Genomic DNA, 26,033 nt, shown 5'->3' on the forward strand with positions numbered 1-26,033 from the left:
TTGGCTGACAGACAGTCAAGCCCATCAGTATGAAGATCCGTTGATCCGATCGAGCGATCGCGACGTCGTCCCCGGCCCGCTCCGCACGGTGCGTCGCAGAGCGTGAACTACGCTCGAACCGCCCGTGCGGAGCCCCGACGGGCTCGGCTCGTAGCTCGGACGGACTGGAGCGTGACCCGTGACGGATCAGGCGCTGGACAGGGGCGGCTCCGACCGGGCGGATGCCGTCCGCCCCGGCTCCGGTGACCGGTTCTTCGGCCGGCAGCGGGAACTGAAGTCACTGCACGCCGACATCGAACGCGCCGGACTCGACACCCTCGCCGGCCGCAAGGCCGCCCGAGCCCGCGTCCTCCTCATCGCCGGACGGCCCGGTTCCGGGCGCACCGCACTCGCCGAGGAGCTCGCCCGCCGGCTCGCCGACCGCTACCCCGACGGGATCCTGCGGGTCCGGCTGGCCGAGTCCGGCGGCCGGCCCGTACCGCTCGAGGAAGCCGCCCGGCGCCTGCTCGCGGACCTCGGCGTCGCCTCGCCCCCCGGGGCCGGTGACGAGGAACTGACCGAGATGGTCCGCGAGGCCCTCGCCGTACGCAGGGCGCTGCTGCTCGTCGACGAGGCCCATGACGCCGAGCACCTCGACCTGTTGCTGCCCGACAATCCCGACTGCCTGGTGGTCGCCGTCTCCGACGGCCCCCTCACCGGCATCCCCGGCGTACGCCCCTGCACCCTCGGCGGCATGGACGCGAAGTCCGCCATCGAACTGCTCACCGCCTTCACCGGCGAGGTACGCATCACCGTCGACCCGCAGGCCGCCGAGACGGTCGCGGAGGAGTGCGGCGGCCAGCCCGCCGCACTGATCCTCGTCGGCGGCTGGCTGGCCGCCCGGCCCGGGGCGTCGGTCGCCGACGCCGCCAAGCAGCTGCGTGCCCTGCCCGACGACGGCGAGCAGCCGCGCGGCGTACGGCCGCTGGCCCGCGCCTTCAAGCTGGTCTACGAGTCCCTGCCGCAGCCCGCCGCGCGGATACTGCGCCTGCTCGCCCTGGCTCCTGCCGGTTTCGCCGACGCCCACACCGCATCCGCCCTGGCCGGCTGTTCCGTGGCCGCCGCCCGGACCACCCTCGACGGTTTCGCCGAGCTCGGCCTGCTGCACCCGGCCGGGGACGGCTTCGAGGTGCCCGGCTGCCTCGCGCCCCTGCTGCGCGCGCTGTGCGAGGTGAGCGACCGGCCGGCCGAGGTGCAGCTCGCCAGGGCCCGCATGCTGGAGCGGACCGTACGGCGCCTCCAGGCGTGCCGCGCGATCACCGAGCCCGAGGGGTCCCCGGCCCGCAGGAAGCTCGCGGGCCTTCCCCGGGCGCTGCGTTTCACCTCCGTGCGCGAGGCGGGCGCGTGGCTGCGGGGGAACCGGCCCGCGCTGCTGGCCTCCGCGCGGCTCGCGGTCGACGACGGAGAGCTGGACACCCTGGCCCGCCGACTGGTCGCGTCCCTGGTCAGAGCACTCGCCGCGCACCAGGGAACGGAGGCAGCGGCGCCCGACCTGTACGGGCTCCACCAGCTCGTGCTGGACGTCGCCGAGCGGCGCGGCCTGCACCGGGAGCAGGCCGCGGCGCTGCTGAACCTCGGCGACCTGGACGCCAGGACCGGCCGCACCGAGGACGCACTCGCCCGCTACCGGGCCGCGCTGGAGGCCGGCCGCGCCGCGAACGACGCGTATGCGACCGGCCGCGCGATGGAATCCGTCGGCGGCGCCTACCAGGAGCTGGGGGACTGGCAGCGTGCGGCCGACTGGTACGGCCGGGCGCTCGCGCAGCGCCAGGCGCGCGGTGAGCAGGCCGACGAGGCCCGCCTGTACGGACGCCTCGGCACCGCGCACACCTACGCGGGCCGCTACGGAGAAGCGCTGCGCAGCTGGCGGGCGGCGGCCGCCGGATACCGCAGGCTCGGCGACGTCCCGGCCCAGGCACGGGCGCTCAGCGAGGCGGCCCGGGTGCAGGGGTACGCGGGTCGGCCGGAGGAGTCGCTGCACACCTGCCGCGAGGCCGTGGAACGGGCGCGGCGGGCCGGGGACGTACGCCTGCAGGCCGCGCTGCAGCTGAGGTTGGCCGACACACTCGACCGCCTGGGCGATCCGGCCGCGGCCCAGCTGCACCGCCTCGCTTCGGAAAGACTGCTTGGAACCGAGGGTTCCACCTACGAAATCCGTAGTGGGTTCGAAGAAGATTAATGCTTTGCAAGGCTAGACAGCGAGAAATCCTTCATTAGACTGGCTGCACCACGTCATCTCGTGGTGTGTCCCGGTGCGCCCTGTGCGGCTGGGTATCTATGGCATTGACCGAAACATCCCCTGAGCCAAGGACCGTGATCGACGTGAAGGTCGGTATCCCCCGCGAGGTCAAGAACAACGAGTTCCGGGTGGCCATCACCCCTGCCGGCGTGCACGAGCTCGTGCGCAACGGCCACCAGGTGTTCGTCGAGCAGAACGCCGGTGTCGGCTCCTCGATCACGGACGACGAGTACGTCGCCGCCGGTGCGCAGATCCTGCCCACCGCCGACGAGGTCTGGGCGACCGCCGATCTGCTGCTGAAGGTCAAGGAGCCCATCGCGGAGGAGTACCACCGCCTCCGCAAGGACCAGACCCTCTTCACGTACCTGCACCTGGCCGCCTCCAAGGAGTGCACGGACGCGCTGCTGGAGTCCGGCACCACCGCCATCGCCTACGAGACGGTGGAGACCGCGAACCGCGCCCTGCCGCTGCTCGCCCCGATGTCCGAGGTCGCGGGCCGGCTGGCCCCGCAGGTCGGCGCCTACCACCTGATGCGCTCGGTCGGCGGCCGTGGTGTGCTCCCCGGCGGTGTCCCCGGCACCCACGCCGGTGAGTGCGTCGTCATCGGCGGCGGCGTCTCCGGCTGGAACGCCACCCAGATCGCCGTCGGCATGGGCTTCCACGTGACCCTGCTCGATCGGGACATCAACAAGCTCCGCGAGGCCGACAAGATCTTCGGCACCAAGGTGAAGACGATCGTCTCCAACGCCTACGAGCTGGAGAAGGCCGTCATCGAGGCCGACCTCGTCATCGGCGCCGTCCTCATCCCGGGCGCCAAGGCCCCGAAGCTGGTCACCAACGAGCTCGTCGCCAAGATGAAGCCCGGAAGTGTCCTTGTCGACATTGCAATCGACCAGGGCGGCTGCTTCGAGGACTCGCGTCCGACCACCCACGCCGAGCCGACGTTCGCCGTCCACAACTCGGTCTTCTACTGCGTCGCCAACATGCCCGGCGCGGTGCCCAACACCTCCACGTACGCGCTGACCAACGCCACGCTTCCGTACATCGTGTCACTGGCCAACAACGGCTGGGTCGAGGCGCTCCGCCGCGACGCCGCCCTCGCCAAGGGTCTCAACACCCATGACGGCAAGGTGGTTTACAAGGAGGTCGCCGAGGCGCACGGCCTCGAGAGCATCGAGCTGAGCGAGCTGCTCGGCTGACGAGTCAACCGACGTCGTCAACATCACGCGCCCGGCCGGACCTTGCCCGCAAGGTCCGGCCGGACGCGTGTCCGGGACCGGATCGCGACGCTCGCTCAACTCGCCTCGAACGTAACCCTTTAACCGTTTCGCCCACCCCTGAAACCAGCGCTCGGGAGCATGCGGAAAGGGCTCTGCGCCCTTGACAGCGGGGTGTTCGATTGCCGACACATCGGGCCGGGTCCGGCGGATTGTGTTGCTGCGGACCGGTGACACGCCATAGAGTCGCCAACCGTCGGCATGGTGCCACGCTGACCTATCGATAAGTTTCCTGGTCACGTCCAAGGAGGTAAGACGACTTGTGAATGAGTCGACATTTACTCCCGGGGGTGGTCAACCAGGAACGGCTGCGGCGGGCCCGGGCCCGTCGTCCGGTCTCGAGGCTGTCGGCTCCGTCGCTGTCCGCCCCTTCGCGACGCACGCGACGCACCAGCACACGACGCACATGACGACACCCCACACGATGAAGATGATGGACGGCCAACACGTGAACGCCATGGCCGGCAACGAGAGTGGCCGAGAGTCCACCCACTTCGCCGCCTACGAGGAAGTCCCCGAAGGGCACTTCTACGACCCCGACGCCGAGTACGAGCCCGATCCCGAATACGCGGCCACCCTCGCGCCCGACGCTGCCCGCCAGCGCCGCGAGCGGATCGGCCCCACCGGGCGCCCCCTGCCGTACTTCCCGATCCCGGGCCCGCTGACCGATCACGGTCCCGCGAAGATCATCGCGATGTGCAACCAGAAGGGCGGCGTCGGCAAGACCACGTCGACCATCAACCTGGGCGCGGCACTCGCGGAGTACGGACGGCGGGTGCTCCTCGTCGACTTCGACCCGCAGGGCGCGCTGTCCGTGGGGCTCGGGGTCAACCCCATGGAACTGGACCTGACGGTCTACAACCTCCTCATGGAGCGCGGCATGTCCGCGGACGAGGTGCTGCTCAAGACGGCCGTGCCCAACATGGACCTGCTGCCGAGCAACATCGATCTCTCCGCCGCGGAAGTGCAGTTGGTGAGCGAGGTCGCACGCGAGTCGACGCTGCAGCGTGCGCTGAAGCCGCTGATGTCCGACTACGACTACATCGTGATCGACTGTCAGCCCTCGCTCGGCCTGCTGACCGTCAACGCGCTGACGGCGGCTCACAAGGTGATCGTCCCGCTCGAGTGCGAGTTCTTCGCGCTGCGCGGTGTCGCGCTGCTGACCGAGACCATCGAGAAGGTCCAGGAGCGGCTCAACCCCGAGCTGGAGCTCGACGGCATCCTCGCCACGATGTACGACTCCCGCACCGTGCACAGCCGCGAGGTGCTGGCGCGGGTCGTCGAGGCCTTCGACGACCACGTCTACCACACGGTGATCGGCCGGACCGTGCGCTTCCCGGAGACCACGGTCGCCGGTGAGCCGATCACCACCTACGCGTCCAACTCCGTCGGCGCCGCCGCCTACCGCCAGCTCGCCAGGGAGGTGCTCGCCCGGTGTCACGCCGAGTGAGTCTGCCCGGGGCCGACGAGCTGTTCCGTACGACCGGGGGCACGGCGCTGCAGGCGTCGACCCCGCGCAGGCAGACGAACGGTGAGCCGCGGGTGCCGGCGCCGGCGGGGGAGAGCGACCCGGCGGCGGACGGCACGCCGGCGTCCCGTTCGCAGGAGCACTCTGCCGCGGCCGAGACCGATGCTCCGGGGGAGGAACGCAGCCGGGGCGCCCAGGCCGCGGAGGCGGCGCCCGCCGCGAAGGGGCGCCGGGCGCCGGCGGCCGACCCGGAGGCCGCGGGCGCCACGCGCAGACGCGGGCGCGGCGCCAACCGCAGGCCCAGCGGCCGTGAACGGCACGACGAGAAGATCACGGTCTACGTGTCCGCCGAGGAACTGATGGACCTGGAGCACGCGCGGCTGGTGCTGCGCGGCGAGCACGGCCTCGCCGTCGACCGCGGGCGCATCGTCCGCGAGGCGGTGGCGGTGGTGCTGGCGGACCTGGAGCAGCGCGGCGACGCGAGCATCCTGGTGCGGCGCCTGCGCGGTCGCTGACGCGGTAGCCTGCGGGCCTGCCCGCCTGCGCCGCTGCCTGTTCCTGGACCACGATGCCCCCGACCGACGAAACGTCCCGCCCGTCCCGCCGCCGCGCGCTGGGCCGGGGCCCGGGCACGGGACCGGCGGCGGGTACGGCGGTTTCCCCCACCCCGCCCCTTCCCGAAAGGGGGGGCATGCCCCCGGCCCCCGCTGCGAGCGACGGACCGGGCGAGGCCCCGGGCCCGGCGGCGCGTGCGCTGCACGGCGATGCGGGGGAGGCCGAGGCGCCGGAGGCGGTTGTTTCCCCCACCCCGCCCCTTCCCGAAACCGGGGGCACGCCCCCGGGCTCCGCGGCGCGTGCGCTGCGCGGCGATGCGGGGGAGGCCGCGGCCTCCGAGGCGGACACGCCGCGCGAGGTGGCGCCGGGTCTGCGCGCGGGCGAGCTCGCGCCGCGCGAGGCGACGGCGGTTGTTTCCCCGGCCCCGCCCCTTCCCGAAACGGGGGAGTCCGCGGTGGCGGGGGCGGCTCCCGCCCCGGCCGGAGCGGATGGCGCCGGCGTCAGCGCGTCCCCCGCGCGTGCGCCGCGCGGCACCGGTGAGCCCGGAGGCCACGACGGGGGCGCGGCGCCGGGCTCGCGCGACGGTGCCGGTGAGGACACCGCCTCCGGCGGTGACGGGCGGTTCACCGTGCGGCTCGCCAACTTCGAAGGGCCCTTCGACCTTCTCCTCCAGCTCATTGCCAAGCACAAGCTCGACGTCACCGAGGTCGCCCTCTCCAAGGTCACCGACGAGTTCATGTCGCACATCCGCGCCATGGGCGCCGACTGGGATCTCGATCAGACCACCGAGTTCCTCGTCGTCGCCGCCACGCTCCTCGATCTCAAGGCCGCCCGGCTGCTGCCCGCCGCCGAGGTGGAGGACGAGGCAGACCTCGCGCTGCTCGAAGCGCGGGACCTGCTCTTCGCGCGGCTGCTCCAGTACCGCGCGTACAAGCAGATCGCCGAGATCTTCGACCGCAGGCTCGACGACGAGGCCCGGCGCTTCCCGCGGACCGTCGGGCTCGAACCGCAGCACGCCGAGCTGCTGCCCGACGTCGTCATCAGCATCGGCGCCGAGGGCTTCGCGAAGCTCGCCGTCAAGGCCATGCAGCCGAAGCCCAGGCCGCAGGTGTACGTGGACCACATCCACGCGCCCCTCGTCAGCGTCCGCGAGCAGGCCGAGCTGGTCATCGGCATGCTGCGGGAGCGCGGCAGGGCCACCTTCCGCGAGCTGACCGAGGGCGTCGACGACACCCTGACCGTCGTCGCGCGCTTCCTGGCCCTGCTGGAGCTGTACCGCGAGAAGGCCCTCGTCCTCGACCAGGAGGAGGCGCTCGGGGAACTGACCGTCACCTGGGCGGCCGGGGACCAGGCCGCGGCGGTGACTGTCACGGACGAGTTCGACCAGGTTGTGGAGGAGAAGCAGTGAGCGAGCTCAAGCCCGCGCTGGAGGCCGTCCTCATGGTCGTGGACGAGCCCGCCACCGAGGAGCACCTCGCCAAGGTGCTGGAGCAGCCCCGCAGGGCCGTGGCCGACGCCCTGCGGGAGCTCGCGGACGAGTACACCGTGCAGGGGCGCGGATTCGAGCTGCGGCTCGTCGCGGGCGGCTGGCGGTTCTACAGCCGCCCCGAGCACGCCGCGGCCGTCGAGCGCTTCGTCCTCGACGGCCAGCACGCCCGGCTCACGCAGGCCGCCCTGGAGACGCTCGCGGTCGTCGCGTACCGCCAGCCGGTCAGCCGTTCACGCGTCTCCGCGGTGCGCGGAGTGAACTGCGACGGCGTCATGCGCACCCTCCTCCAGCGGGGTCTGGTCGAGGAGGCGGGCACGGAACCCGAAACAGGTGCGATCCTGTACAGGACGACGAACTACTTCCTGGAGCGGATGGGCCTGCGCGGCCTGGACGAGCTCCCGGAGCTCGCGCCCTTCCTCCCCGAGGCGGACGCGATCGAGGCGGAGACGCAGGAAGGGCTCCCGTCGTTCGATCCGGATGCACCGGATCGTGAGGACGCAGACGACAAGACGGAAATTTGATGCGAAGCAGCAGCGGCAGGAACAGCAGCGGAAACAACGGCGGGAGCCGTGGTGGCAACAGCGGCAGCCGCGGCAGCAGCGGTGGCGGCGGACGCGGCAACTACCGGGGTGCCGGCAACAACCGCGACGACAAGCAGGGCAGGCCCCGCAAGCCCCGTCCCGAGGAGCGCCGCTACGACGTGGGCACGCCCTCCGACGGCCCGAAGAAGGGCCGCGGCGGCGCGGCACGCGGCGGTGCCAAGGGCGGCCCGAAGCAGTCCCCCCAGCGTGGCGGCGGCCGCACCGCGCCCGCCCGCTCGCGCGAGTACGAGGCCCGTGCCGAGCAGCGCAACCGCGAGCGGTACGAGAACAGGCCGGAGATCAAGACCCCCAAGACCTTCGGGGACCAGGAGGGCGAGCGGCTCCAGAAGGTGCTCGCGCGCGCCGGCATGGGCTCCCGCCGGGCCTGCGAGGAGCTGATCGACGCGGGCCGTGTCGAGGTCAACGGCGAGATCGTGCTGGAGCAGGGCGTTCGCGTCGATCCCGAGAAGGACGAGATCAAGGTCGACGGCCTGACCGTCGCGACCCAGTCGTACCTCTTCTTCGCGCTGAACAAGCCCGCCGGCGTCGTCTCCACCATGGAGGACCCGGACGGCCGCCAGTGCCTCGGCGACTACGTGACCAACCGCGAGACGCGGCTGTTCCACGTCGGCCGGCTCGACACGGAGACCGAAGGCATCATCCTGCTCACCAACCACGGCGAGCTGGCCCACCGCCTCACCCACCCCAAGTACGGCGTGAAGAAGACGTACCTGGCGGCCATCCAGGGCCCCCTGCCCCGTGAGGTCGGCAAGCGCCTCAAGGAGGGCATCCAGCTCGAGGACGGCTACGCCCGGGCGGACCACTTCCGGGTGGTCGAGCAGACCGGCAAGAACTACCTCGTCGAGGTGGTCCTGCACGAGGGCCGCAAGCACATCGTGCGCCGCATGCTGGCCGAGGCCGGATTCCCGGTCGAGAAGCTCGTACGCACGGCGTTCGGGCCGATCACGCTCGGCGACCAGAAGTCGGGCTGGCTGCGCCGGCTGACCAACACCGAGGTCGGCATGCTGATGAAGGAAGTCGGCCTGTAGTAGCGCAAACCGACGCAGGAGCCCGCGACCGTTCTCGGTCGCGGGCTCTTTCCGTCTTGTGGCCGCCGCCCGCCGCCGTTTATAGTCAATCTGACTATTAAGGGGGCGGGCATGAGTCTCGCGGACATCGTCGAACCGTTGCAGCAGCCGCTGTTCACCGTGATCGGCACTCCGGTGAGCTGGATCGAGTTCCTCGGGTTCGGCAGCGGCGCGCTCTGCGTCTGGCTCGTCGCCCGCCAGCACATCGCCAACTGGCCCATCGGCATCGCCAACAACCTCCTGTTCATCCTGCTGTTCTCCCAAGCGGGCCTGTACGCCGACGCCGGCCTGCAGGTCGTCTTCATCACCCTCGCCGTGTACGGCTGGTGGACCTGGACCCACGGGGGTGGACCAGGTTCCGGCACGCTGCCCGTGCGGCGCACCACCCGCACCGAGTGGACGTGGCTGCTCGCGGCGGGGGTGACGGGGACCCTCGCGCTGACCCTCCTGCTCGACCGCGCCACCGACTCCACCGTCCCCTTCTGGGACGCGCTGACCACCGCCCTGTCCCTGATGGCGACCTACGGCCAGTGCCGCAAGCGCCTGGAGTCGTGGTGGCTGTGGATCGCGGCCGACGTCGTGTACATCCCGCTGTACGCCTACAAGGAGCTGTACCTGACCTCCCTGCTGTACGTCGGCTTCCTGACGCTCTGCGTCATCGGCCTGCGCAACTGGTCGCGTGACGCGGTCACAGAGCGGGAGCGGGCCGCGGAGGCGGTCGCATGAGCCGCTTCGGACACGGGCTGGTCCTCGGAAAGTTCTATCCGCCGCACACCGGTCACCACCATCTCGTCCGCACCGCGGCCGGACGCTGCGACCGGCTCACCGTGCTCGTGTGCGCCTCCTCCGTGGAGAGCGTCCCGCTCGCGGACCGCGTCGCCTGGATGCGCGAGGTCCACCCGGACGTGCGCGTCGTCGGGGCCGTGGACGACATCCCGGTGGACGTGACCGATCCCGCCGTCTGGGACGCCCACATGGCCGTCTTCCGCACGGCCGTCCCCGAACCCGTGGACGCCGTCTTCACCTCGGAGGCGTACGGCGACGAACTCGGCCGGCGCTTCGGCGCCGCGTCCGTGTGCGTCGACCCGGACCGCGTCCGCCACCCAGTCTCCGGCACGGCCGTGCGCAAGGACCCGGTCGGCTGCTGGGACTTCCTTCAGGCGCCCGTGCGCGCCGCTCTCGCCCGCCGCGTGGTCGTCGTCGGCGCCGAGTCGACCGGCACCACCACCATGGCCGAGGCGCTCACCGAGCACTACCGGGGGCGCGGCGGCGTATGGGCGCGGACCCGGTACGTCCCCGAGTACGGGCGGGAGTTCAGCGAGCGCAAACTCGCCGCGCTGCGTGCCGCGCGGCCGGGCGCCGACTGGTCGGAGGTCGCCTTCGCCTCCGAGGAGTTCCCGCTGATCGCCCGCCGCCAGGCCGAGCTGGAGGAGGAGGCCGCGCGCTCCGGCTCCCCGGTCGTCTTCTGCGACACCGACGCCTTCGCGACGACGATCTGGCACGAGCGGTACACGGGCCTGCCCTATCCCGCCGACCCGGAGCCCCGGACCCAGCACCTGTGGCTCCTCACCGACCACGAGGGCGTCGCCTTCGAGGACGACGGCCTGCGCGACGGCGAGCACCTGCGACCCTGGATGACCGGCCGCTTCCGTGATGAGCTGGCCCGCACCGACCGCCGTACGGTCGAGCTCACCGGACCGCACGAGCAGCGGCTCCAACGGGCCGTCGCGGCCGTCGACACGCTGATCGGCGAGGGCTGGGACCTCGCCGACCCTCTGCCGGAGCGGCGCTGATGCAGGGCTACGACCCGGGCGCCTTCCCGCCCTTCGCCGTCACCGTCGACCTCGCCGTCTTCACCGTCCGCGAGGGCGAGCTGCACGTCCTGCTCGTCGAACGGGGGCAGGAGCCCTACCGCGGCGCCTGGGCGCTGCCCGGGGGCTTCCTCCTACCCCACGAGTCCGCCGAGACCGCTGCCCGCCGCGAACTGGCCGAGGAGACCGGCCTGTCCGAGCGCAGCGCGGCCGGCCTGCACCTGGAACAGCTGCGCACCTACAGCGAACCGGACCGCGACCCGCGGATGCGCGTCGTCTCCGTCGCGTTCACCGCGCTCGTCCCGGACCTGCCCGAACCACGCGGCGGCGGCGACGCCGCCCGCGCCCGCTGGGCGCCCCTCCGCCGGGCCGCCCCCCTCGCCTTCGACCACGACCGCATCCTCGCCGACGCCCACGACCGGATCGGCGCCAAGCTCGAGTACACCTGCCTGGCCACCGCCTTCTGCCCGCCGCGGTTCACGCTCGGCGAACTGCAGCAGGTGTACGAGACGGTCTGGGGCGTCGAGCTCGACCGGCCCAACTTCCGGCGCAAGGTCCTCGCCACCCCCGGCTTCGTCGAGCCCGCCGAGGGCGGCCCGCGCCGCACCGGCGGCCGGGGGAAGCCGGCCGCCCTCTACCGGGCCGGCTCCGCCTCCGCACTGCGCCCACCACTCCTGCGACCGGAAGGACGCCGGCCATGACCACCGCCAAGCAGGCCGCCACGGGCTCCCTCGTCGGCCTCGCCCTCGGGGACGCCCTGGGCTTCCCCACCGAGTTCAACGACGTTCCCTCGATCCTGGCCAAGTGCGGTCCGTGGCGGGAGATGGAACTGCCCGAGCCCGCCTTCGTCACCGACGACACCCAGATGACGCTCGCGCTCGGCCGGGCCCTGCGCACCGCCATGGAGCGCGGGCCGCTCGTCGGATCCCGGCTCCAGCGTCCGCTGCGCGAGGAGTTCGTCGACTGGTACCGCTCGCCGGAGAACAACCGTGCCCCCGGCCGCACCTGCCTGGTCGCCTGCCGGAAGCTGGACGGCGACCGCCCCTGGCAGGCGGCGAGCCAGATCGGCTCCAAGGGCTGTGGCGCCAACATGCGCGTCGCCCCGATCGGTCTCGCACCCGGCCTCGCCGAGGACCAGCGCGCGGGCGCCGCGCAGCTGCAGTCCGGGCTCACGCACGGGCACCCCACGGCACTCGCGGCGAGCGACCTGACGGCACGCGCGGTCCACCTGCTGGCGCAGGGCGCTGAGCCGACCGGCCTGGTCGGACAGCTGCGCTCGTACGCCTACGAGAACCGGAGCCGGTACCACGAGCGCTGGCTCGGCAACCTGTGGACCTACTCCCACGACCCGACGCCCGAGGCCTTCATCGCCCGCGGCTGGGACGAGTGCCTGCAGGTCCTGGAACGGCTGGCGACCGTGCTGCGCTCGCCCGAGCCGGAGCTGGACCCGTGCCTGGCCACGGGCGACGGCTGGATCGCGGAGGAGGCGCTGGCGACGTCGCTGCTGTGCTTCCTGATGTTCCCCGAGGAGCCCCTGACGGCCCTGCGCCGCGCGGCCTGCACCAAGGGCGACTCGGACTCACTGGCCTGCCTGGCGGGCGCGTTCGCGGGGGCGCACCTGGGGGCGGACGCGTGGCCGGAGGAGTGGGCGGCGCGGATCGAGTACGGGGATGAGCTGCTGGCGCTGGGGGCGCTCTGGGACGCTTGATCCATGACCGATCAGCTCAACCTGACCGACCTCGCCACGGCCGTGCCGCCGCAGCCCGGCCACCTCGTCTTCGCCACGGTCTCCGGGGCGCACCTGTACGGATTCCCGTCCCGGGACTCGGACGTGGATCTGCGAGGTGCGCATCTGCTGCCCATCGCCGATCTCGTCGGACTGCACGAGCCGGACGAGACGACCACGCGGATGTGGGAGCGCGACGGCGTCGAGATGGACCTGGTCACGCACGACCTGCGCAAGTTCGTCCGGCTGATGCTGCGGCGCAACGGCTATGTGCTGGAGCAGCTGCTGTCGCCGCTCGTCGTCGCCACGACCGAGGCGCACGCGGAGCTCGTGTCGCTGGCACCGGGCGTACTGACACGTCACCACGCGCATCACTACCGCGGCTTCGCGCGGACGCAGTGGCGGCTGTTCGAGAGGACCGGCGAACTCAAGCCGCTGCTGTACACGTTCCGCGCGCTGCTGACCGGCATTCACGTGATGCGCAGCGGCGAGGTCGAGGCCCATCTGCCCACACTGCTCGGCCACGTGCCCGCGCCGGGGTACGTGCCGGAGCTGATAGCCGCGAAGTCCGAGGCCGAGCACGGCTCGGCCGTCGGCCTCGACGAGGCACGGGTCCGGAGGGACGTCGAGGCGCTCCACGCGGCGCTGGACGCATCGCATGACAGGACGGAGCTCCCGGACGAGCCGTCCGCGTTCGCAGCCCTGAGCCGGCTCGTGACCAGGACGCGCATGGAGAACGACCCCGACATCACCATGGAGGTCCTTCGGCGGGTGCGCCGCGGCACCGAGGGCGCACCGCTCACGGGCGCCTTGGCCGCCCAACGGGCCGAAGAGACGTACTGACGCGCCGCCTCACCCCGCCGATGCCTTCCGCACCCGCACCAGGAAGTCCTCCACCCGGGCGCGGTCCGGTTCCGGTGGAAGCGGGGTGGTGGGGGCCGCCGCGTCGGCCTCCTCGGACAGGCGGGTCATCCACGACTCGACCCGTTCCCACGGCACCTCGCCCCGCCTGACCTCCAGGAGCCGGTCGCGCTCGGCGCCGACGTCGATCACCAGCTCGCCCGTGCGCAGCAGGTCGCGGCAGCTGGTGAGCAGGCGGAGGAGGTGCATGGCGTGCTTCCAGCGGGGCGTGCCGTACTGCCGTGCGTCCGCCTCCAGCTTTCTGCGCTGCCCGTCCGCGTACCGCACGAACGTCTCGTGCGCCCGGCGGGACAGGAACGCTCCGCGAAGGGAGAGCAGTTCGCGGCCCGTGTCGTCGGCGTGCTCGACGAGCGGGGAGTGCAGGCACTCCAGGATGTTCGGGTTGGCGCGCAGGGCCAGTTCGAGGAACCTCTCCAGCTCCCACGAGAACTGCTCCTCAGCCGGACCCTCGACGTGCGTCGGCGGCTTGGCGAAGCGCCAGTACAGCGCCGTCGGGGCGAGGAAGACCCCGCGGCGGTCGGTGTCGCTGGACTCCGTTGCCAGACCGAACGCCCGCGACCCCATGACACAGGAGTAGATCGTGTGGTCGCGGACGAGCGTCTCGGGAGTCATGCGCGAGAGGCTACGACAGGCCGGTCAGGCCAGCCGGATCGAGTCCCCGGAGACGGTGATCTCCTTCGCCGGCAGCGGACTGGTCGCCGGCCCCGCGGCCACCGAGGCGTCCTCGATGCGGAACTTGCTGCCGTGGCAGGCGCAGTTGATGAGACCGTCGCCGACCGAGCTGACCGTGCACCGCTGGTGCGTGCAGATCGCGGAGAACGCCTTGAACTGCCCGGCGGTCGGCTGCGTCACCACGACCTCCTGCTCCTTGAAGATCGTGCCGCCACCGACCGGGACGTCCGCCGTCTTTGCCAGTTCCTCGCCGGCGGGGGCCTGGGTGGCGGGCGCGTCGCCTCCGTCCCCGCCCCCGCCCCCGTCCCCGTCCCCGCAGCCCGTCACCAGTGCGACGGCCCCCGCCGCTCCCGCCGCCAGGACCGACCTTCGGCGCGTGTCCATGCCACTCTCCTTCGGTTCGGGACGCTCCTCGCCCCGGCCACCGGGGCACCAGCATCCTCGCGCTCCCGGCACCGCTGGTGAAGCACCCGCGCGGGCATGTCCGTCCCCCGGCCCAGCCACGGGGCGCGCCGCGCGGTCAGACCCAGGGCGTCAGATCGAGGGCGTGACCGTCCTCGTCGCGCCGTACGGCGAGCACCGTTGTCACGGCCGCCCGCTCGACCGGGCCGTACACATGGGGGAAGAGCATGTCCCGCGAGCCCTCCCAGCGGACCTCGGCGGTGAGCAGCGACTCGTCGATGACGAGCACCAGCAGGTCCGTCACTTCGCGGTACGGGCCGTCCGCGACGGCGAGCGCGGCGGACTCGTCCGCCGAGCAGTGCACGAAGCCCTCGGACGCGAGGGAGGCCGGCGCGTACGGGCCGGCGACGTCGGCGGTCCACTCGTCCACCGGCACGACATGAAAGAGCATGCGCCAGTTGTAGCGCAGGCCCGGGGGGCGGGCGTCTCGGGGAGCGGTCGTCGCGGCCGGGCCCGGGCGCGCTGACTAGGCTGACCGCAGCAGGCTCGAGAAGCCGCAGGCACCACGCTCCGCGTCACCCAGGCAAGAACACCGCAAGGACATGGCCCAGTGAGAACCGCGCTCGTCATCGGAACCGGACTGATCGGCACGTCCGCCGCGCTCGCCCTCGCGGGACGCGGCGTCCAGGTGCACCTCGTCGACCACGACGCGGCCCAGGCCCGTACGGCCGCCGCGCTCGGCGCGGGCACCGACGAGCCGCCCGAGGGGCCTGTGGACCTCGCCGTCGTCGCGGTGCCGCCCGCGCATGTCGCCACCGCGCTGGCCGAGGCGATGCGCGCCGGCCTCGCCCGCGGCTACCTCGACGTCGCCAGCGTCAAGGGCGGACCCCGCCGCGAGCTGGAGGCCATGGGCGTGGACCTGTCGGCGTACATCGGCACGCACCCGATGTCCGGCAAGGAGCGCTCCGGGCCCCTGGCGGCCACCGCCGACCTCTTCGAGGGCCGCCCCTGGGTGCTGACACCCACCCGTGACACCCACACCGAGGTCCTGAACCTCGCGCTGGAACTGGTCGCGCTGTGCCGGGCCGTCCCCGTCGTGATGGACGCCGACGCCCACGACCGCGCCGTCGCCCTTGTCTCGCACACCCCGCAGCTGGTCTCCTCCATGGTCGCGGCGCGCCTGGAGGACGCCGACGACACCGCCGTACGGCTGTGCGGCCAGGGCATCCGCGACGTGACCCGGATCGCGGCGTCCGACCCCCGGATGTGGGTGGACATCCTGTCCGCGAACCCCGGGCCGGTGGCCGACGTGCTGGCCGGCGTGGCCGCGGACCTGGAGGAGACGGTCCAGTCGCTGCGGGCGCTGCAGGCCGCGGACGAGTCCAAGCGGCGCACCGGTGCACAGGGCATCGAGGACGTGCTGCGCCGCGGCAACGCCGGCCGCGCCCGCGTCCCCGGCAAGCACGGCGCGGCACCGGCGGCGTACGAGATCGTCGCGGTCCTCATCAGCGACCAGCCCGGCGAGCTCGCCCGCATCTTCGCGGACGCCGGCCGGGTGGGCGTGAACATCGAGGACGTGCGCATCGAGCACGCGACCGGCCAGCAGGCGGGCGTCGTCCAGCTCATGGTGGAACCGGCCGCGGCACCGGTGCTCAGCGCCTCCCTGCGCGAGCGCGGCTGGGCGCTGCGGCAGTAGCCCGGTGCGTGGCCGCGGGCGGGCCCGGAGCCCGCGGCCACGGGTGGGTAAAGAGGCGGCCCGGCACTCGGTAACCTTGTGGCGGGGCCTTCGGCGGTCCCGCCGCCCTCTCCCGCGAACCCGAAAGGTGTCCGACACCGTGGAATCCGTGATCGTCGCCATCGATGGCCCCTCCGGCACGGGCAAGTCGAGCACCTCCAAGGCCGTCGCCGCAGCGCTGGGTCTGAGCTACCTCGACACCGGCGCCCAGTACCGGGCGATCACCTGGTGGATGGTCAGCAACGGTATCGACGTCGCCGACCCGGTCGCCGTCGCGAGCGCCGCCGGCAAGCCGGTCATCGAGTCCGGCACCGACCCGGCCGCCCCGACCATCACCGTCGACGGTCTGGACGCCGCCGCCCCCATCCGTACGCAGGAGGTCACCGCCAAGGTCAGCGCCGTCAGCGCCGTGCCCGAGGTGCGCACCCGGATCACCGAGCTCCAGCGGTCCATCGCCGCCGCCGCCGAGAAGGGCATCGTCGTCGAGGGACGCGACATCGGCACCACCGTCCTCCCCGACGCCGACCTGAAGATCTTCCTGACCGCCTCGCCCGAGGCGCGGGCCGCCCGCCGCAGCGGGGAGATCAAGGGCTCCGACGTCGCCGCCACCCGCGAGGCGCTCATCAAGCGCGACGCCGCCGACTCCAGCCGCACGACGTCCCCGCTCGCCAAGGCGGACGACGCGGTCGAGGTCGACACCACCGACCTCACGCTCCAGCAGGTCATCGAGTGCGTCGTGACCCTTGTTGAGGAGCGGCGCGGCGGAGATGCAGCGCAGGTCGAGGGGCACTCGGCCGGAGCGGAGTCGAGGCGGAGCGCGACCGAGGGTGCGGAGAAGCGGGCCGCCAAGTGACCGTCCCCTCGGAGAAGGGCGCGGCCGTCGGGCGAGGCATCGGCATCGGCCTGATGTACGGGCTGTGGAAGCCGCGTGTCCTGGGCGCCTGGCGGGTCCCCGCCGCAGGCCCGGTCATCCTCGCGGTGAACCATTCGCACAACATCGACGGGCCGATGCTCATGGGCACCGCCCCCCGGCCCGTGCACTTCCTGATCAAGAAAGAGGCGTTCATCGGCCCCCTGGACCCGTTCCTGACCGGGATCGGGCAGGTCAAGGTGGACCGTACGAGCGCCGACCGCACCGCCATCGCGAGCGCCCTCGGCGTCCTGGAGAACGGCGGCGTCCTCGGCATCTTTCCCGAGGGCACGCGGGGCGAGGGAGACTTCGCCTCGCTGCGCGCGGGGCTGGCGTACTTCGCCGTCCGCAGCGGCGCGCCCATCGTGCCCGTCGCCGTGCTGGGAAGCACGGAGCGCCGCGGACGGTTGATTCGGGCGCTGCCCCCGCTGCGCAGCAAGGTCGACATCGTCTTCGGTGACGCCTTCGAGGCCGGGGACAGCAGTGGCCGGCGCACACGCAAGGCGCTGGACGACGCCACCGTACGCATCCAGGAGCGGCTGACCGCCCACCTGGAAAACGCCAAGCGCCTGACCGGGCGCTGGGCGAGACTTGAGTAATGGGCAGCGGAGCACAGCCGCCCAGTGACGAACGAGGAACGGACTTCATGAACGACCAGCACGACCACGGAGCGCTCGGCGACGCCGAGTACGCGGAGTTCATGGAGCTCGCCGCGGAAGAGGGCTTCGACGTCGAGGACGTCGAGGGCGCGATCGAGGAGGCCGGCCACGGCCCGCTTCCCGTCCTCGCCGTCATCGGCCGCCCGAATGTCGGCAAGTCGACCCTGGTGAACCGCATCATCGGCCGCCGGGAGGCGGTCGTCGAGGACAAGCCCGGCGTCACCCGGGACCGGGTCACGTACGAGGCCGAGTGGGCGGGCCGCCGCTTCAAGGTCGTCGACACCGGCGGCTGGGAGCAGGACGTGCTCGGCATCGACGCGTCCGTCGCCGCCCAGGCCGAGTACGCCATCGAGGCCGCCGACGCGGTCGTCTTCGTCGTCGACGCCACGGTCGGCGCCACCGACACCGACGAGGCCGTCGTCAAGCTGCTGCGCCGCGCGGGCAAGCCCGTCGTGCTGTGCGCCAACAAGGTCGACGGACCGAGCGGCGAGGCCGACGCCACCGCCCTGTGGTCGCTCGGTCTCGGCGAGCCGCACCCCGTCTCCGCGCTGCACGGCCGCGGCACGGGCGACATGCTCGACGCCGTCCTGGAGGCCCTGCCCGACGCCCCGGCACAGACCTTCGGCAACGCCGTCGGCGGCCCCCGCCGCATCGCCCTCATCGGCCGCCCGAACGTGGGCAAGTCCTCCCTGCTGAACAAGGTCGCGCGCGAGGAGCGCGTCGTCGTCAACGAGATGGCGGGCACCACCCGCGACCCCGTCGACGAGCTGATCGAACTCGGCGGCGTCACCTGGAAGTTCGTCGACACGGCCGGCATCCGCCGCCGCGTCCACCTCCAGGAGGGCGCGGACTACTACGCCTCCCTGCGCACCGCCGCCGCCGTGGAGAAGGCGGAGGTCGCGGTCGTCCTGATCGACGCGAGTGAGTCGATCAGCGTCCAGGACCAGCGCATCATCACCATGGCCGTCGAGGCGGGCCGGGCGATGGTCATCGCGTACAACAAGTGGGACACCCTCGACGAGGAGCGGCGCTACTACCTGGAGCGGGAGATCGAGACCGAGCTCGGCCAGATTGCCTGGGCGCCGCGGGTCAACGTCTCCGCCCTCACCGGCCGCCACATGGAGAAGCTGGTTCCGGCGATCGAGACCGCGCTCGCGGGCTGGGAGACCCGTGTCCCCACGGGCCGGCTGAACGCCTTCCTCGGCGAGCTCGTCGCCGCCCACCCGCACCCGATCCGCGGTGGCAAGCAGCCCCGCATCCTGTTCGGTACGCAGGCGGGCACCAAGCCGCCCCGGTTCGTCCTCTTCGCCTCCGGGTTCCTGGAGCACGGCTACCGGCGCTTCGTCGAGCGCCGCCTCCGCGAGGAGTTCGGCTTCGAGGGCACGCCGATCCACATCTCGGTGCGGGTGCGCGAGAAGCGCGGCCGCAAGAAGTGACGCGGACGTGAGAAGGGGGCCGACGCTTCGGGCGTCGGCCCCCTTCTTCATGTCGCGGGCGGCGTCACACCGCCCGGCGCGGCGCCGGCGGCAGTGCGGCGGGCTGCGGAGCGCTGTGCCGGCCGACCTGGTGGTACGGCTGCCAATGGCCCTGGTGCGCGGACGTGTTCAGATGACCCGTGTGGCCGCCGTAGCCGCCGTGCCCGCTGAAGCCGCCCCGGCTGCTGTGCAGTCCCGTCGCCCCGAAGGCCCGGAATCCGAGATCCTCCTCGCCGCTGCGGTCACCCGGCAGCGTCTTGAACGCCCGCAGGTACTCCGAGTACAGCGCGTCGTAGATCGGGGTGGCCGAAGGGCCCGCCGATCCGTCACGCGCCGGGCGCATCGCGGGAATCTGGCTCTGGTACGGCTGGCGAGAGGGGTCGTATGAGTGCACGTACCTGCAACGACGCGGGAGAGCTGCGGATGCGGGCTGGGGCGAGCTGCATTCTTCCGGGGGACGAAAGCCCTTGCGGCTCCGTGCGGGCACACGGACGCGCGCCGGGTGCGGGAAGGCGCTCGGCGTACGTCCGCGTGCCGCCGCGGCCCCGGGCTCGGCGGCCGGCGGCGGGCGGTGTGCCGACCGGGGATCGGCAGGGGAACGGTCAGGTGCCGGCGAGCGGCATCGCGGCGCCCACCAGGCGGCCGCCCACAGCCGCCTTCTCCAGGGCGTCGCGCAGCAGGTCCTCGCGCGGCTGCTGGCCGATGGAGCCGACCGGGGCCGCGAACACCAGCACCGTGTGCGTCCTGTTCGCCGCCGTACGCCAGCCCTCGGTGACCTGGAGCGGCTGATGGGCCTGCCACCAGGCGACCTGACCGCCGCCACCCGTGCCGGGCTGGAGCACGGCGTGCAGCTGCCCCATGGCCACCAGCACCGACCAGCCGGGCAGCTGCCCCGGCACCTGGTTCACGTCGGTGACCGGCTGGAAGCCCTGCTCGAGGAGGAGCGGGAGGAACTCGTCTCCGGCGGTGCCCGAGGTGCCGGGGCGGGCGATGGGCGCGGTCGGCTCGACCACGAGGGCGGGGTGCAGCTCCCCGTTGATCAGGATCAGACCGCTGGTCACGCCGAGCACCGCCTGATCGGGCGCCGCGCCCGGAATCCGAGGCTCCTCGCCGGTGATGGACCGGACGGCGCCCTGGAGCTGGTCCTCCGCGACCTGGACGACCTGCGAGGGGATGCAGGTGGCGTGGGCGAAGGCGAGAACGGCGGTCTCCTCGCCGACGAACAGCACGGTGCTGGTGCGTTCCTGCTCGGAGTCGCCCGGAGTGCGGCAGGAGGTGCAGTCGTAGCTGCCCGGTGCGTTGTGGCCGGCGAGCAGCCGGTCGGCTTCTTCGTCGCCGATCTCGGCGCGTACGTCCTCGCTGACGTCGAGCATGCGCGGCACGGGAGGCTCCTCGGACTTGATCATGTGCGCCGGGCGGGTCCCGGCTCATAACGGGTCAACGGGTGATATGCGGCAGGGGTCACGCGTGAAGGCGCACCGAATCGCGGCCGCGGAGGGTGTGCGGCGGCGTGGCGGGGCGATGCGCGGGCCGCACCGCAGGCCAGGGGCGGGTCGGGCCGGGCAGGAACGTCAACGCTCGTCCGCCGGACCCGCGCCCGGCCCGGCCGCCCGAGGCGCCGGGCTGTGACGGCACGCTGTACGGCGGCACCGAGGTCTACCGCTGCTTCAGGCATGCCGAAGGCGCCCGTACGGCCGCCGTCGTCTCCTGCAACCAGGCCGCGTCCGCCGCGTACGCCCGCCTGCTGGTCGGCGGACTGGAGAAGGAGGGCTACCGCGTGGTGCCGGAGCAGGTCGAATTCGCGCTGCCCAACTTCCGTGCCGTCGCGGCCGACGTCGGCCGCAGCCGCGCCGACGTCGTCTTCGACGCCCTGGACGCCCGCGGCAACGCCCAGCTGTGCAGGGCGATGGACGACATCGGCGTGCACGTCACCGCCAAGGTCACCAACGTCCAGAACTGGTCCTCGTCCGTGGCCCGCGACTACAAGGAGGCGCCCGGATGCCGCAACTCCCTGTGGGTGACCGGTTCGAGCCGCAACTACGAGGACACCGGCCACCCGGCCGTACGGGGGTTCCGCGATGTGATGCGACGGACCGTCAAGAGGGGCGGCGCGCTGTCCCAGTGGCAGCTGGAGGGCTGGGCCGCGGCGATGTGGTTCGCCGACGCCGCGCGCTCCTGCGCCGCCGACCTGACGAGGGCGTGCGTCGAGCGGTTCGTGCAGCGGCCCGAGCCCTACACGGCCCGCGGTCTGCTGCTGCCCGTCTCGTTCGAGCGTCTGGCAGAACCGCCCACGGCCCGCCGCGCCTGTCTGTCCGTCGCGCGCCGGCAGGACGGCCGGGGATGGGTGACGCAGGGCGGGGAGATGACCCGCAACTGCTTCACGGTGCCCCAGATCCCGTACCGGCCATGACCCGCCAGTACAGTTCAGCCGGGGCACTCCCACAGACCGGGGGAGTGTGGCACATCGGGGGGACGCGGCGCGGCATGCGTATTTCTTTTCTGCTCCACAACGCCTATGGCATCGGGGGAACGATTCGGACGACGTTCAACCTCGCCCGGACGCTGGCCGAACGGCACGACGTCGAGATCGTCTCCGTCTTCCGCCACCGCGAAGAGCCCAGGATGGGCGCGCCGGCGGGCGTGACGCTGAAGCACCTTGTCGACCTGCGCGGGAAGAGCCCCGCGTACGACGGTGACGACCCGCTCGCGGCGCAACCCGCGAAGGTCTTCCCGCGCGGGGACGGCCGCCACAGGCAGTACAGCCGCCTCACCGACCTCCGCATCGGGGCCCATCTGGCCTCGCTTGAGGCCGATGTCGTCGTCGGCACGCGAGCCGGTCTCAACGTGCACATCGCCCGTCAGGCGCCGCGCGGCATCATACGGATCGGCCAGGAGCATCTGACGCTGGCCAGCCACAGCCACCGGCTGCGCCGCGAGATCGGCCACCGCTACGCGGCCCTCGACGCTGTCACCACGGTCACGGAGGCCGACGCCCGCGCCTACCGTGAGCAGCTCGCTCTGCCCGGCGTCCGTATCGAAGCGGTGCCCAACAGCGTGCCGGCACCGAAGGTCGCGCCCTCCGACTCCGTCGCCAAATGGGTCGTGGCGGCCGGCCGGCTCACCCGCGTCAAGCGCTACGACGTGCTCGTCGAGGCCTTCGCCCAGGTGGTCGCGGCCCGCCCGGACTGGCGCCTGCGGATATACGGCGGCGGTGACGCGACCGGGAACGAGACGAACGCCCTGCGTGCCCTGATAGAACGGCGCGGCCTGCAGGACCACGTCTTCCTGATGGGCACGGCGAACTCGCTGGAGTCCGAGTGGGTCAAGGGCTCGATAGGTGCTGTCACCTCCGCCCTGGAGTCCTTCGGCATGACCATTGTGGAAGCCATGCGCTGCGGCCTCCCGGTCGTCTCGACCGACTGCCCCAACGGACCGCGCGAGATCATCGAGCACGGCGTCGACGGCCTGCTCGTGCCGGTCGGTGACGTGGACGCGATCGCCGGCGCGCTGCTCACGCTGATCGAGGACGACGAACTGCGCCGCCGCACGGGGCAGGCGGCGCTCGCCGCCTCCGCACGGTTCGATCCGGCCCGAATAGGCGAGCGCCACGAGGCGCTGTTCGCCGAACTCGTCGCGCGCGGCCCGCAGCCCAGGGAGAGCGGCGCGCTGCGCGAGGCCCTGCACCGCGGCGGGAGCGCGCTCTACGACGGCGCCTACTCGCTGCGGCACGCCGCCGCGGGCGCGATCCGCCGGGCGCGCCAGAGCGCGTAGCGCGTCGCAGTTGCTGGGTGCTCACGCCTCGGGCGCCAGGCATGCCGGCGCCGGGGGGCGGTCCTGCGGGTGGGGGCGCTGTTCCCGGCCCGGCACCGTGCTGGGTGAGGGCCGCATGAGTCGGCACGGGTGGCTGTGACCGGGCCGTAGGCGTCGCCGCGTCCCTCGCGGCCGCTGTGCGGGGCAGCATCGCCACGCCTTGAGGCGGTGGCAGCGGCCACCACGCTCGCTCGGCGCCGGCGGCCCCGTGGGCGCCGCCGGCGACGACTCCACCGCAGCGAGCCCGAGACACCCCCTAGGACAGAACCTGTCCGCAACCGCTGGCAGACTCGGGCCCATGTTGGAGACCTCGGCACGACTGCTGCGCCTGCTGTCCCTGCTTCAGGCCCATCGCGAATGGTCCGGCGCCGATCTCGCCGAGCGGCTCGGTGTCACGCCGCGCACCGTGCGGCGTGACGTGGACCGGCTGCGCGAGCTCGGCTACCCCGTGAACGCCAGCCCCGGCACCGGCGGCGGCTATCAGCTCGGCGCGGGCGCCGAGCTGCCGCCGCTCCTGCTCGACGACGACGAGGCGGTGGCCGTCGCCGTCGGCCTGCGGACGGCGGCCGGCCATGGCATCGAGGGGATCGGCGAGACCTCCGTACGCGCCCTTGCCAAGCTGGAGCAGGTGCTCCCGGGACGGCTGCGCCGCCGGGTGAGCGCGCTCAACGCCTTCACCGTGCCGATGCTGCGGGCGCCCCAGGCCCAGCTCGACCCGTCCGTGCTGACCGAGCTCGCCAACGCCTGTCGGGACAGCGAGCGGCTGCGGTTCGAGTACCTCGACCACGCCGGCTCCGCCACCCGCCGCACGGTCGAGCCGCACCGGCTGGTGTGCACCGAGCGGCGCTGGTACCTCGTGGCCTGGGACGTCGACCGGAACGACTGGCGCACGTTCCGCGCGGACCGGATCACACCGAAGCCCCCGCACGGCCCCCGCTTCGCCCCGCGCACGCCCCCGGCCGACGACCTGGCCGCCTACGTCTCCCAGGGCGTCTCCACCCGGGCGTATGCGGCCCAGGCGGTCATCAGGCTCCACACCTCGGCCGAGCAGGCGGCCCGGACCATCGGCCCGTCCGACGGGGTGCTGGAGGCCGTCGACGCCTCGCACTGCCTGCTGCGCACCGGCGCCGCCAGTCTCGATGTGCTGGTGATCCACGTGATGCTGATGGGCGTGGACTTCGAGGTGGTCGAGCCGCCGGAGCTGACCGAGCGCGTCAGGGAGGTACGAGACCGTCTCTCGCGCGCTCTGGCGTTCGGGGCCGATTACGGCACGGGAACGGGTGATGGGGATTCTGTGAGGGAACGGTGAATACCCTCTGCTGTGTCAATTCGGCCCGGCGACCGCTCCGGTAATTCCGGCCAGGAATTTCGGCGTGATCTCCAATGTCTCGCCGAATTATGGACGACCGCGTGCGGAGTGCCCGTTCGGGTGAACACGTTCGCGTGAGAGCAGGGCCGAACGGATGTCGAGATCCTGTGACAGAAGCGTGACCGGTGAGGGACTCGGGGCTGCTGGGGTGATCGGTTTCCCGCCTTCCGTCACCGTCCGCTGCCGCCTACGGTGGAGTGCATGGGACCCATACCGACACCTCACGAGCAGCCCGACGACGCGCCCGATTCCTATGTCGGCCTCGGCGCGCAGGCGGCCGAGCAGCGCGCGCGTGAGCGTGGCTGGACGACTGTCAGAGCCCTTCCGCCCGGCGCCATCATCACGATGGAGTACCTGGTGGGCCGGCTCAACTTCGAGGTGCGCGACGGCGTGGTCATCCGCTGCTGGAAGGGCTGAAGCGGCGCCGGGCCACAAGGACCCGCACGGCGAAGGCCCCGGCACACACGTGCCGGGGCCTTCGCCGTGTCCGTTCCGCTCGCTCAGCCGCCCGTGACCGGACGCGAGTGCGGCGGGCGCCTGCTGCCCGACGGGGTGACCGGCGAGCGCTCGGAGCGCACCGCATGCGGGCGCTGCGGGTGCGTCGCCTTCGGATGCGCCGTGGTCGGGTGGGATGTCGTCCTCATGCCGCCCGGCGGGCCGGGCCGGGCACCGCCGACCATGGCCACCGGCTCCCGCGACGGGTCGTCCGCTGTCGGCGCGGGTACCTGGGGCGGGAACACCGTCTGCCTCGGGCCGCCCGCCGCGACGGGCAGGGAGGGCGACAGCGTCCGGCGCGCGCGCCACTGGTCCCGCAGCGCCAGGATGAACCGCTCGGCGCGGGCGATGACCGGCTCGCACCAGGGGAGTCCCAGCAGGATCAGCAGTCCGGCGGCCCAGCCGAGCAGGACGTCGCTCAGCCAGTGCGTACCGAGGTAGACGGTGGTCAGTCCCACGCCGAGGGAGACCACGGCCGACAGGGCCGACAGGTACCGGCGGGCTCGGGGCGTGGTGGCGAGATACGCCAGGATGCCCCAGGTCACCACGGCATTGGCGGTATGTCCGGAAGGAAATATATCGCCGCCGGCGAAGAGCTCGGCGGAGCCGATCTGCGTCGCGTAGTGGGGGCCGAGCCGGCCGAGTCCGATCTTGACCGCGCCCACGGTGACGTTCAGCAGCAGCAGAGCCGCGCCGAGCGCCAGCAGGGGCCTGAGGGTGTGCTGACGCCAGGAGCGCCAGCCCAGCCACGCCGCGACCATGACGGCCGTCGGGCCGCGCTGGCCGAGTACGACGAAGTAATCGAGAAACGCGTGCTGTTCGGGCCACTGCTCGTAAGGACGGAAGAGCATCAGCTTCCAGTCCAGGGCCACGAGCCCGGTCGACGCCAGTACGGCGACGACGATGGCCGCGTAGAACGCGGACGTCCCGCCGAAGAGCGCGAGACGTGTGCGGCTCATCCGCGGGATCTCTATCTTCGGCGGTTCCGGCTCCCGGTCCAGCCGGGCAAAGATGTCGGTACGCACGCAATCGACGTTACAGCGAGTGAGTGCCCGGTCAGGTCCATCCACTCCTTTCGTGATGCCTATGTGATGTGGAGTTTGTCTCAGATCCAGTTCAATTCACGGCCCGTCAGGAAAAACCGGTGACCGTGTTCCCTATTTATCGGACGGTCTTCCCGGAGCGATTCACGGCGTGCGCCGAAAATGGTTCACCCGGGCAGTGCGCGGAATTTCCGTGCCGTTCAGAACGGCTCGTCACCAGGCCTTCACCACGGCCGGAGTGGCGTACGCCACACCGGCCGCGGGGGGTG

Annotated in this window: 25 protein-coding genes and 1 pseudogene; 20 read left to right on the plus strand and 6 right to left on the minus strand. The window is 72.4% G+C overall.

Going from position 1 to position 26,033, the window contains the following annotated elements:
* Positions 1–178 precede the first annotated feature (178 nt).
* The 12 genes from ACF08N_RS34625 (at position 179) to ACF08N_RS34680 (ending at position 13,116) form a co-directional block, all read left to right on the plus strand.
* Complete coding sequence (locus ACF08N_RS34625) at positions 179–2,218, plus strand: tetratricopeptide repeat protein (RefSeq protein WP_392328706.1); 2,040 nt, start codon at positions 179–181, stop codon at positions 2,216–2,218.
* A 143-nt stretch (positions 2,219–2,361) separates the two neighbouring features.
* The gene (gene ald / locus ACF08N_RS34630; RefSeq protein ID WP_392328707.1) at positions 2,362–3,477 is read left to right on the plus strand and encodes an alanine dehydrogenase; all 1,116 of its coding nucleotides are present in this window, start codon (positions 2,362–2,364) and stop codon (positions 3,475–3,477) included.
* A 340-nt stretch (positions 3,478–3,817) separates the two neighbouring features.
* Positions 3,818–5,005: a ParA family protein gene (locus tag ACF08N_RS34635; RefSeq protein ID WP_392328708.1), complete on the plus strand. Its 1,188-nt coding sequence runs from the start codon at positions 3,818–3,820 to the stop codon at positions 5,003–5,005.
* Entirely contained in the window at positions 4,990–5,538 is a 549-nt protein-coding gene (locus ACF08N_RS34640; protein ID WP_392328709.1) for a hypothetical protein, read from the plus strand. Before ACF08N_RS34635 ends, ACF08N_RS34640 begins: the two co-directional genes overlap by 16 nt.
* 176 nt (positions 5,539–5,714) lie before the next feature.
* Positions 5,715–6,986, plus strand: a complete 1,272-nt coding sequence (locus ACF08N_RS34645) for a segregation/condensation protein A (RefSeq protein WP_392328710.1) — start codon at positions 5,715–5,717, stop codon at positions 6,984–6,986.
* Positions 6,983–7,588 (plus strand): SMC-Scp complex subunit ScpB, encoded by a 606-nt coding sequence (scpB, locus tag ACF08N_RS34650; protein WP_392328711.1) that lies wholly within the window; start codon positions 6,983–6,985, stop codon positions 7,586–7,588. Before ACF08N_RS34645 ends, scpB begins: the two co-directional genes overlap by 4 nt.
* Positions 7,588–8,697 (plus strand): pseudouridine synthase, encoded by a 1,110-nt coding sequence (locus tag ACF08N_RS34655; protein WP_392328712.1) that lies wholly within the window; start codon positions 7,588–7,590, stop codon positions 8,695–8,697. The genes scpB and ACF08N_RS34655 overlap by 1 nt, the downstream gene beginning before the upstream one ends.
* A 111-nt stretch (positions 8,698–8,808) precedes the next feature.
* Positions 8,809–9,462, plus strand: a complete 654-nt coding sequence (gene pnuC, locus ACF08N_RS34660) for a nicotinamide riboside transporter PnuC (protein WP_392328713.1) — start codon at positions 8,809–8,811, stop codon at positions 9,460–9,462.
* Positions 9,459–10,529: an AAA family ATPase gene (locus ACF08N_RS34665; protein WP_392328714.1), complete on the plus strand. Its 1,071-nt coding sequence runs from the start codon at positions 9,459–9,461 to the stop codon at positions 10,527–10,529. The genes pnuC and ACF08N_RS34665 overlap by 4 nt, the downstream gene beginning before the upstream one ends.
* Entirely contained in the window at positions 10,529–11,248 is a 720-nt protein-coding gene (locus ACF08N_RS34670; RefSeq protein ID WP_392328715.1) for an NUDIX domain-containing protein, read from the plus strand. Before ACF08N_RS34665 ends, ACF08N_RS34670 begins: the two co-directional genes overlap by 1 nt.
* The gene (locus tag ACF08N_RS34675; RefSeq protein ID WP_392328716.1) at positions 11,245–12,255 is read left to right on the plus strand and encodes an ADP-ribosylglycohydrolase family protein; all 1,011 of its coding nucleotides are present in this window, start codon (positions 11,245–11,247) and stop codon (positions 12,253–12,255) included. Before ACF08N_RS34670 ends, ACF08N_RS34675 begins: the two co-directional genes overlap by 4 nt.
* A 3-nt stretch (positions 12,256–12,258) precedes the next feature.
* Positions 12,259–13,116, plus strand: a complete 858-nt coding sequence (locus ACF08N_RS34680; protein ID WP_392328717.1) for a DNA polymerase beta superfamily protein — start codon at positions 12,259–12,261, stop codon at positions 13,114–13,116.
* Positions 13,117–13,125: 9 nt separating this feature from the next.
* Here the strand turns inward: ACF08N_RS34680 and ACF08N_RS34685 are convergent, their stop codons facing one another.
* From ACF08N_RS34685 to ACF08N_RS34695, 3 genes are all read right to left on the minus strand, one after another.
* Complete coding sequence (locus ACF08N_RS34685; RefSeq protein ID WP_392328718.1) at positions 13,126–13,806, minus strand: DNA polymerase beta superfamily protein; 681 nt, start codon at positions 13,804–13,806, stop codon at positions 13,126–13,128.
* Between the two features lie 24 nt (positions 13,807–13,830).
* Positions 13,831–14,250 (minus strand): Rieske (2Fe-2S) protein, encoded by a 420-nt coding sequence (locus ACF08N_RS34690; RefSeq protein ID WP_392328719.1) that lies wholly within the window; start codon positions 14,248–14,250, stop codon positions 13,831–13,833.
* Positions 14,251–14,386: 136 nt separating this feature from the next.
* Complete coding sequence (locus tag ACF08N_RS34695) at positions 14,387–14,719, minus strand: DUF952 domain-containing protein (RefSeq protein ID WP_392328720.1); 333 nt, start codon at positions 14,717–14,719, stop codon at positions 14,387–14,389.
* Between the two features lie 159 nt (positions 14,720–14,878).
* On the opposite strand from ACF08N_RS34695, the gene ACF08N_RS34700 reads away from it, so the two are divergent.
* The 4 genes from ACF08N_RS34700 to der all read left to right on the plus strand — a co-directional run bounded on the left by ACF08N_RS34700 (position 14,879) and on the right by der (position 19,008).
* Positions 14,879–15,964, plus strand: a complete 1,086-nt coding sequence (locus ACF08N_RS34700) for a prephenate dehydrogenase (RefSeq protein WP_392328721.1) — start codon at positions 14,879–14,881, stop codon at positions 15,962–15,964.
* 127 nt (positions 15,965–16,091) lie between these two features.
* On the plus strand, positions 16,092–16,856 hold the full coding sequence (gene cmk, locus ACF08N_RS34705) for a (d)CMP kinase (RefSeq protein WP_392328722.1): 765 nt from the start codon (positions 16,092–16,094) through the stop codon (positions 16,854–16,856).
* A 53-nt stretch (positions 16,857–16,909) separates the two neighbouring features.
* Positions 16,910–17,512, plus strand: coding sequence for a lysophospholipid acyltransferase family protein (locus ACF08N_RS34710; RefSeq protein WP_392328737.1), 603 nt, complete (start codon positions 16,910–16,912; stop codon positions 17,510–17,512).
* 47 nt (positions 17,513–17,559) lie between these two features.
* Positions 17,560–19,008, plus strand: a complete 1,449-nt coding sequence (der, locus tag ACF08N_RS34715) for a ribosome biogenesis GTPase Der (protein WP_392328723.1) — start codon at positions 17,560–17,562, stop codon at positions 19,006–19,008.
* 64 nt (positions 19,009–19,072) lie between these two features.
* Here the strand turns inward: der and ACF08N_RS34720 are convergent, their stop codons facing one another.
* The gene (locus ACF08N_RS34720; RefSeq protein ID WP_392328724.1) at positions 19,073–19,390 is read right to left on the minus strand and encodes a hypothetical protein; all 318 of its coding nucleotides are present in this window, start codon (positions 19,388–19,390) and stop codon (positions 19,073–19,075) included.
* 259 nt (positions 19,391–19,649) lie between these two features.
* A complete protein-coding gene (locus ACF08N_RS34725; protein ID WP_392328725.1) occupies positions 19,650–20,429 on the minus strand; it encodes a hypothetical protein in 780 nt (259 codons plus the stop codon).
* Between the two features lie 236 nt (positions 20,430–20,665).
* Between ACF08N_RS34725 and ACF08N_RS34730 the strand changes: the two are divergent.
* From ACF08N_RS34730 to ACF08N_RS34745, 4 genes and pseudogenes are all read left to right on the plus strand, one after another.
* A pseudogene (locus ACF08N_RS34730) lies at positions 20,666–21,457 on the plus strand (ABC transporter substrate-binding protein); the annotation flags it as partial.
* 74 nt (positions 21,458–21,531) lie between these two features.
* The gene (locus ACF08N_RS34735; RefSeq protein WP_392328726.1) at positions 21,532–22,818 is read left to right on the plus strand and encodes a glycosyltransferase family 4 protein; all 1,287 of its coding nucleotides are present in this window, start codon (positions 21,532–21,534) and stop codon (positions 22,816–22,818) included.
* Between the two features lie 337 nt (positions 22,819–23,155).
* Positions 23,156–24,166, plus strand: a complete 1,011-nt coding sequence (locus ACF08N_RS34740) for a helix-turn-helix transcriptional regulator (protein ID WP_392328727.1) — start codon at positions 23,156–23,158, stop codon at positions 24,164–24,166.
* Positions 24,167–24,427: 261 nt separating this feature from the next.
* The gene (locus tag ACF08N_RS34745) at positions 24,428–24,643 is read left to right on the plus strand and encodes an I78 family peptidase inhibitor (RefSeq protein ID WP_392328728.1); all 216 of its coding nucleotides are present in this window, start codon (positions 24,428–24,430) and stop codon (positions 24,641–24,643) included.
* Between the two features lie 83 nt (positions 24,644–24,726).
* Here ACF08N_RS34745 and ACF08N_RS34750 read toward each other — a convergent pair whose 3' ends face one another.
* Complete coding sequence (locus tag ACF08N_RS34750; protein ID WP_392328729.1) at positions 24,727–25,746, minus strand: phosphatase PAP2 family protein; 1,020 nt, start codon at positions 25,744–25,746, stop codon at positions 24,727–24,729.
* Positions 25,747–26,033 lie beyond the last annotated feature (287 nt).

This window comes from Streptomyces sp. NPDC015127, from assembly GCF_043080095.1.
Classification (GTDB): Bacteria; Actinomycetota; Actinomycetes; order Streptomycetales; family Streptomycetaceae; genus Streptomyces.

Bases quoted from the DNA above. Each gene is read 5' to 3' on its own strand.
- ACF08N_RS34710 (WP_392328737.1), top strand. From the start codon at position 16,910: ATGTACGGGCTGTGGAAGCCGCGTGTCCTGGGCGCCTGGCGGGTCCCC.
- ACF08N_RS34695 (WP_392328720.1), bottom strand. From the start codon at position 14,719: ATGCTCTTTCATGTCGTGCCGGTGGACGAGTGGACCGCCGACGTCGCC.
- ACF08N_RS34735 (WP_392328726.1), top strand. From the start codon at position 21,532: ATGCGTATTTCTTTTCTGCTCCACAACGCCTATGGCATCGGGGGAACG.
- der (WP_392328723.1), top strand. From the start codon at position 17,560: ATGAACGACCAGCACGACCACGGAGCGCTCGGCGACGCCGAGTACGCG.
- ACF08N_RS34690 (WP_392328719.1), bottom strand. From the start codon at position 14,250: ATGGACACGCGCCGAAGGTCGGTCCTGGCGGCGGGAGCGGCGGGGGCC.
- ACF08N_RS34675 (WP_392328716.1), top strand. From the start codon at position 11,245: ATGACCACCGCCAAGCAGGCCGCCACGGGCTCCCTCGTCGGCCTCGCC.
- ACF08N_RS34670 (WP_392328715.1), top strand. From the start codon at position 10,529: ATGCAGGGCTACGACCCGGGCGCCTTCCCGCCCTTCGCCGTCACCGTC.
- pnuC (WP_392328713.1), top strand. From the start codon at position 8,809: ATGAGTCTCGCGGACATCGTCGAACCGTTGCAGCAGCCGCTGTTCACC.
- ACF08N_RS34720 (WP_392328724.1), bottom strand. From the start codon at position 19,390: ATGCGCCCGGCGCGTGACGGATCGGCGGGCCCTTCGGCCACCCCGATC.
- ACF08N_RS34665 (WP_392328714.1), top strand. From the start codon at position 9,459: ATGAGCCGCTTCGGACACGGGCTGGTCCTCGGAAAGTTCTATCCGCCG.
- ACF08N_RS34740 (WP_392328727.1), top strand. From the start codon at position 23,156: ATGTTGGAGACCTCGGCACGACTGCTGCGCCTGCTGTCCCTGCTTCAG.
- ACF08N_RS34685 (WP_392328718.1), bottom strand. From the start codon at position 13,806: ATGACTCCCGAGACGCTCGTCCGCGACCACACGATCTACTCCTGTGTC.
- ACF08N_RS34745 (WP_392328728.1), top strand. From the start codon at position 24,428: ATGGGACCCATACCGACACCTCACGAGCAGCCCGACGACGCGCCCGAT.
- ACF08N_RS34655 (WP_392328712.1), top strand. From the start codon at position 7,588: ATGCGAAGCAGCAGCGGCAGGAACAGCAGCGGAAACAACGGCGGGAGC.
- ACF08N_RS34645 (WP_392328710.1), top strand. From the start codon at position 5,715: ATGCCCCCGGCCCCCGCTGCGAGCGACGGACCGGGCGAGGCCCCGGGC.
- ACF08N_RS34680 (WP_392328717.1), top strand. From the start codon at position 12,259: ATGACCGATCAGCTCAACCTGACCGACCTCGCCACGGCCGTGCCGCCG.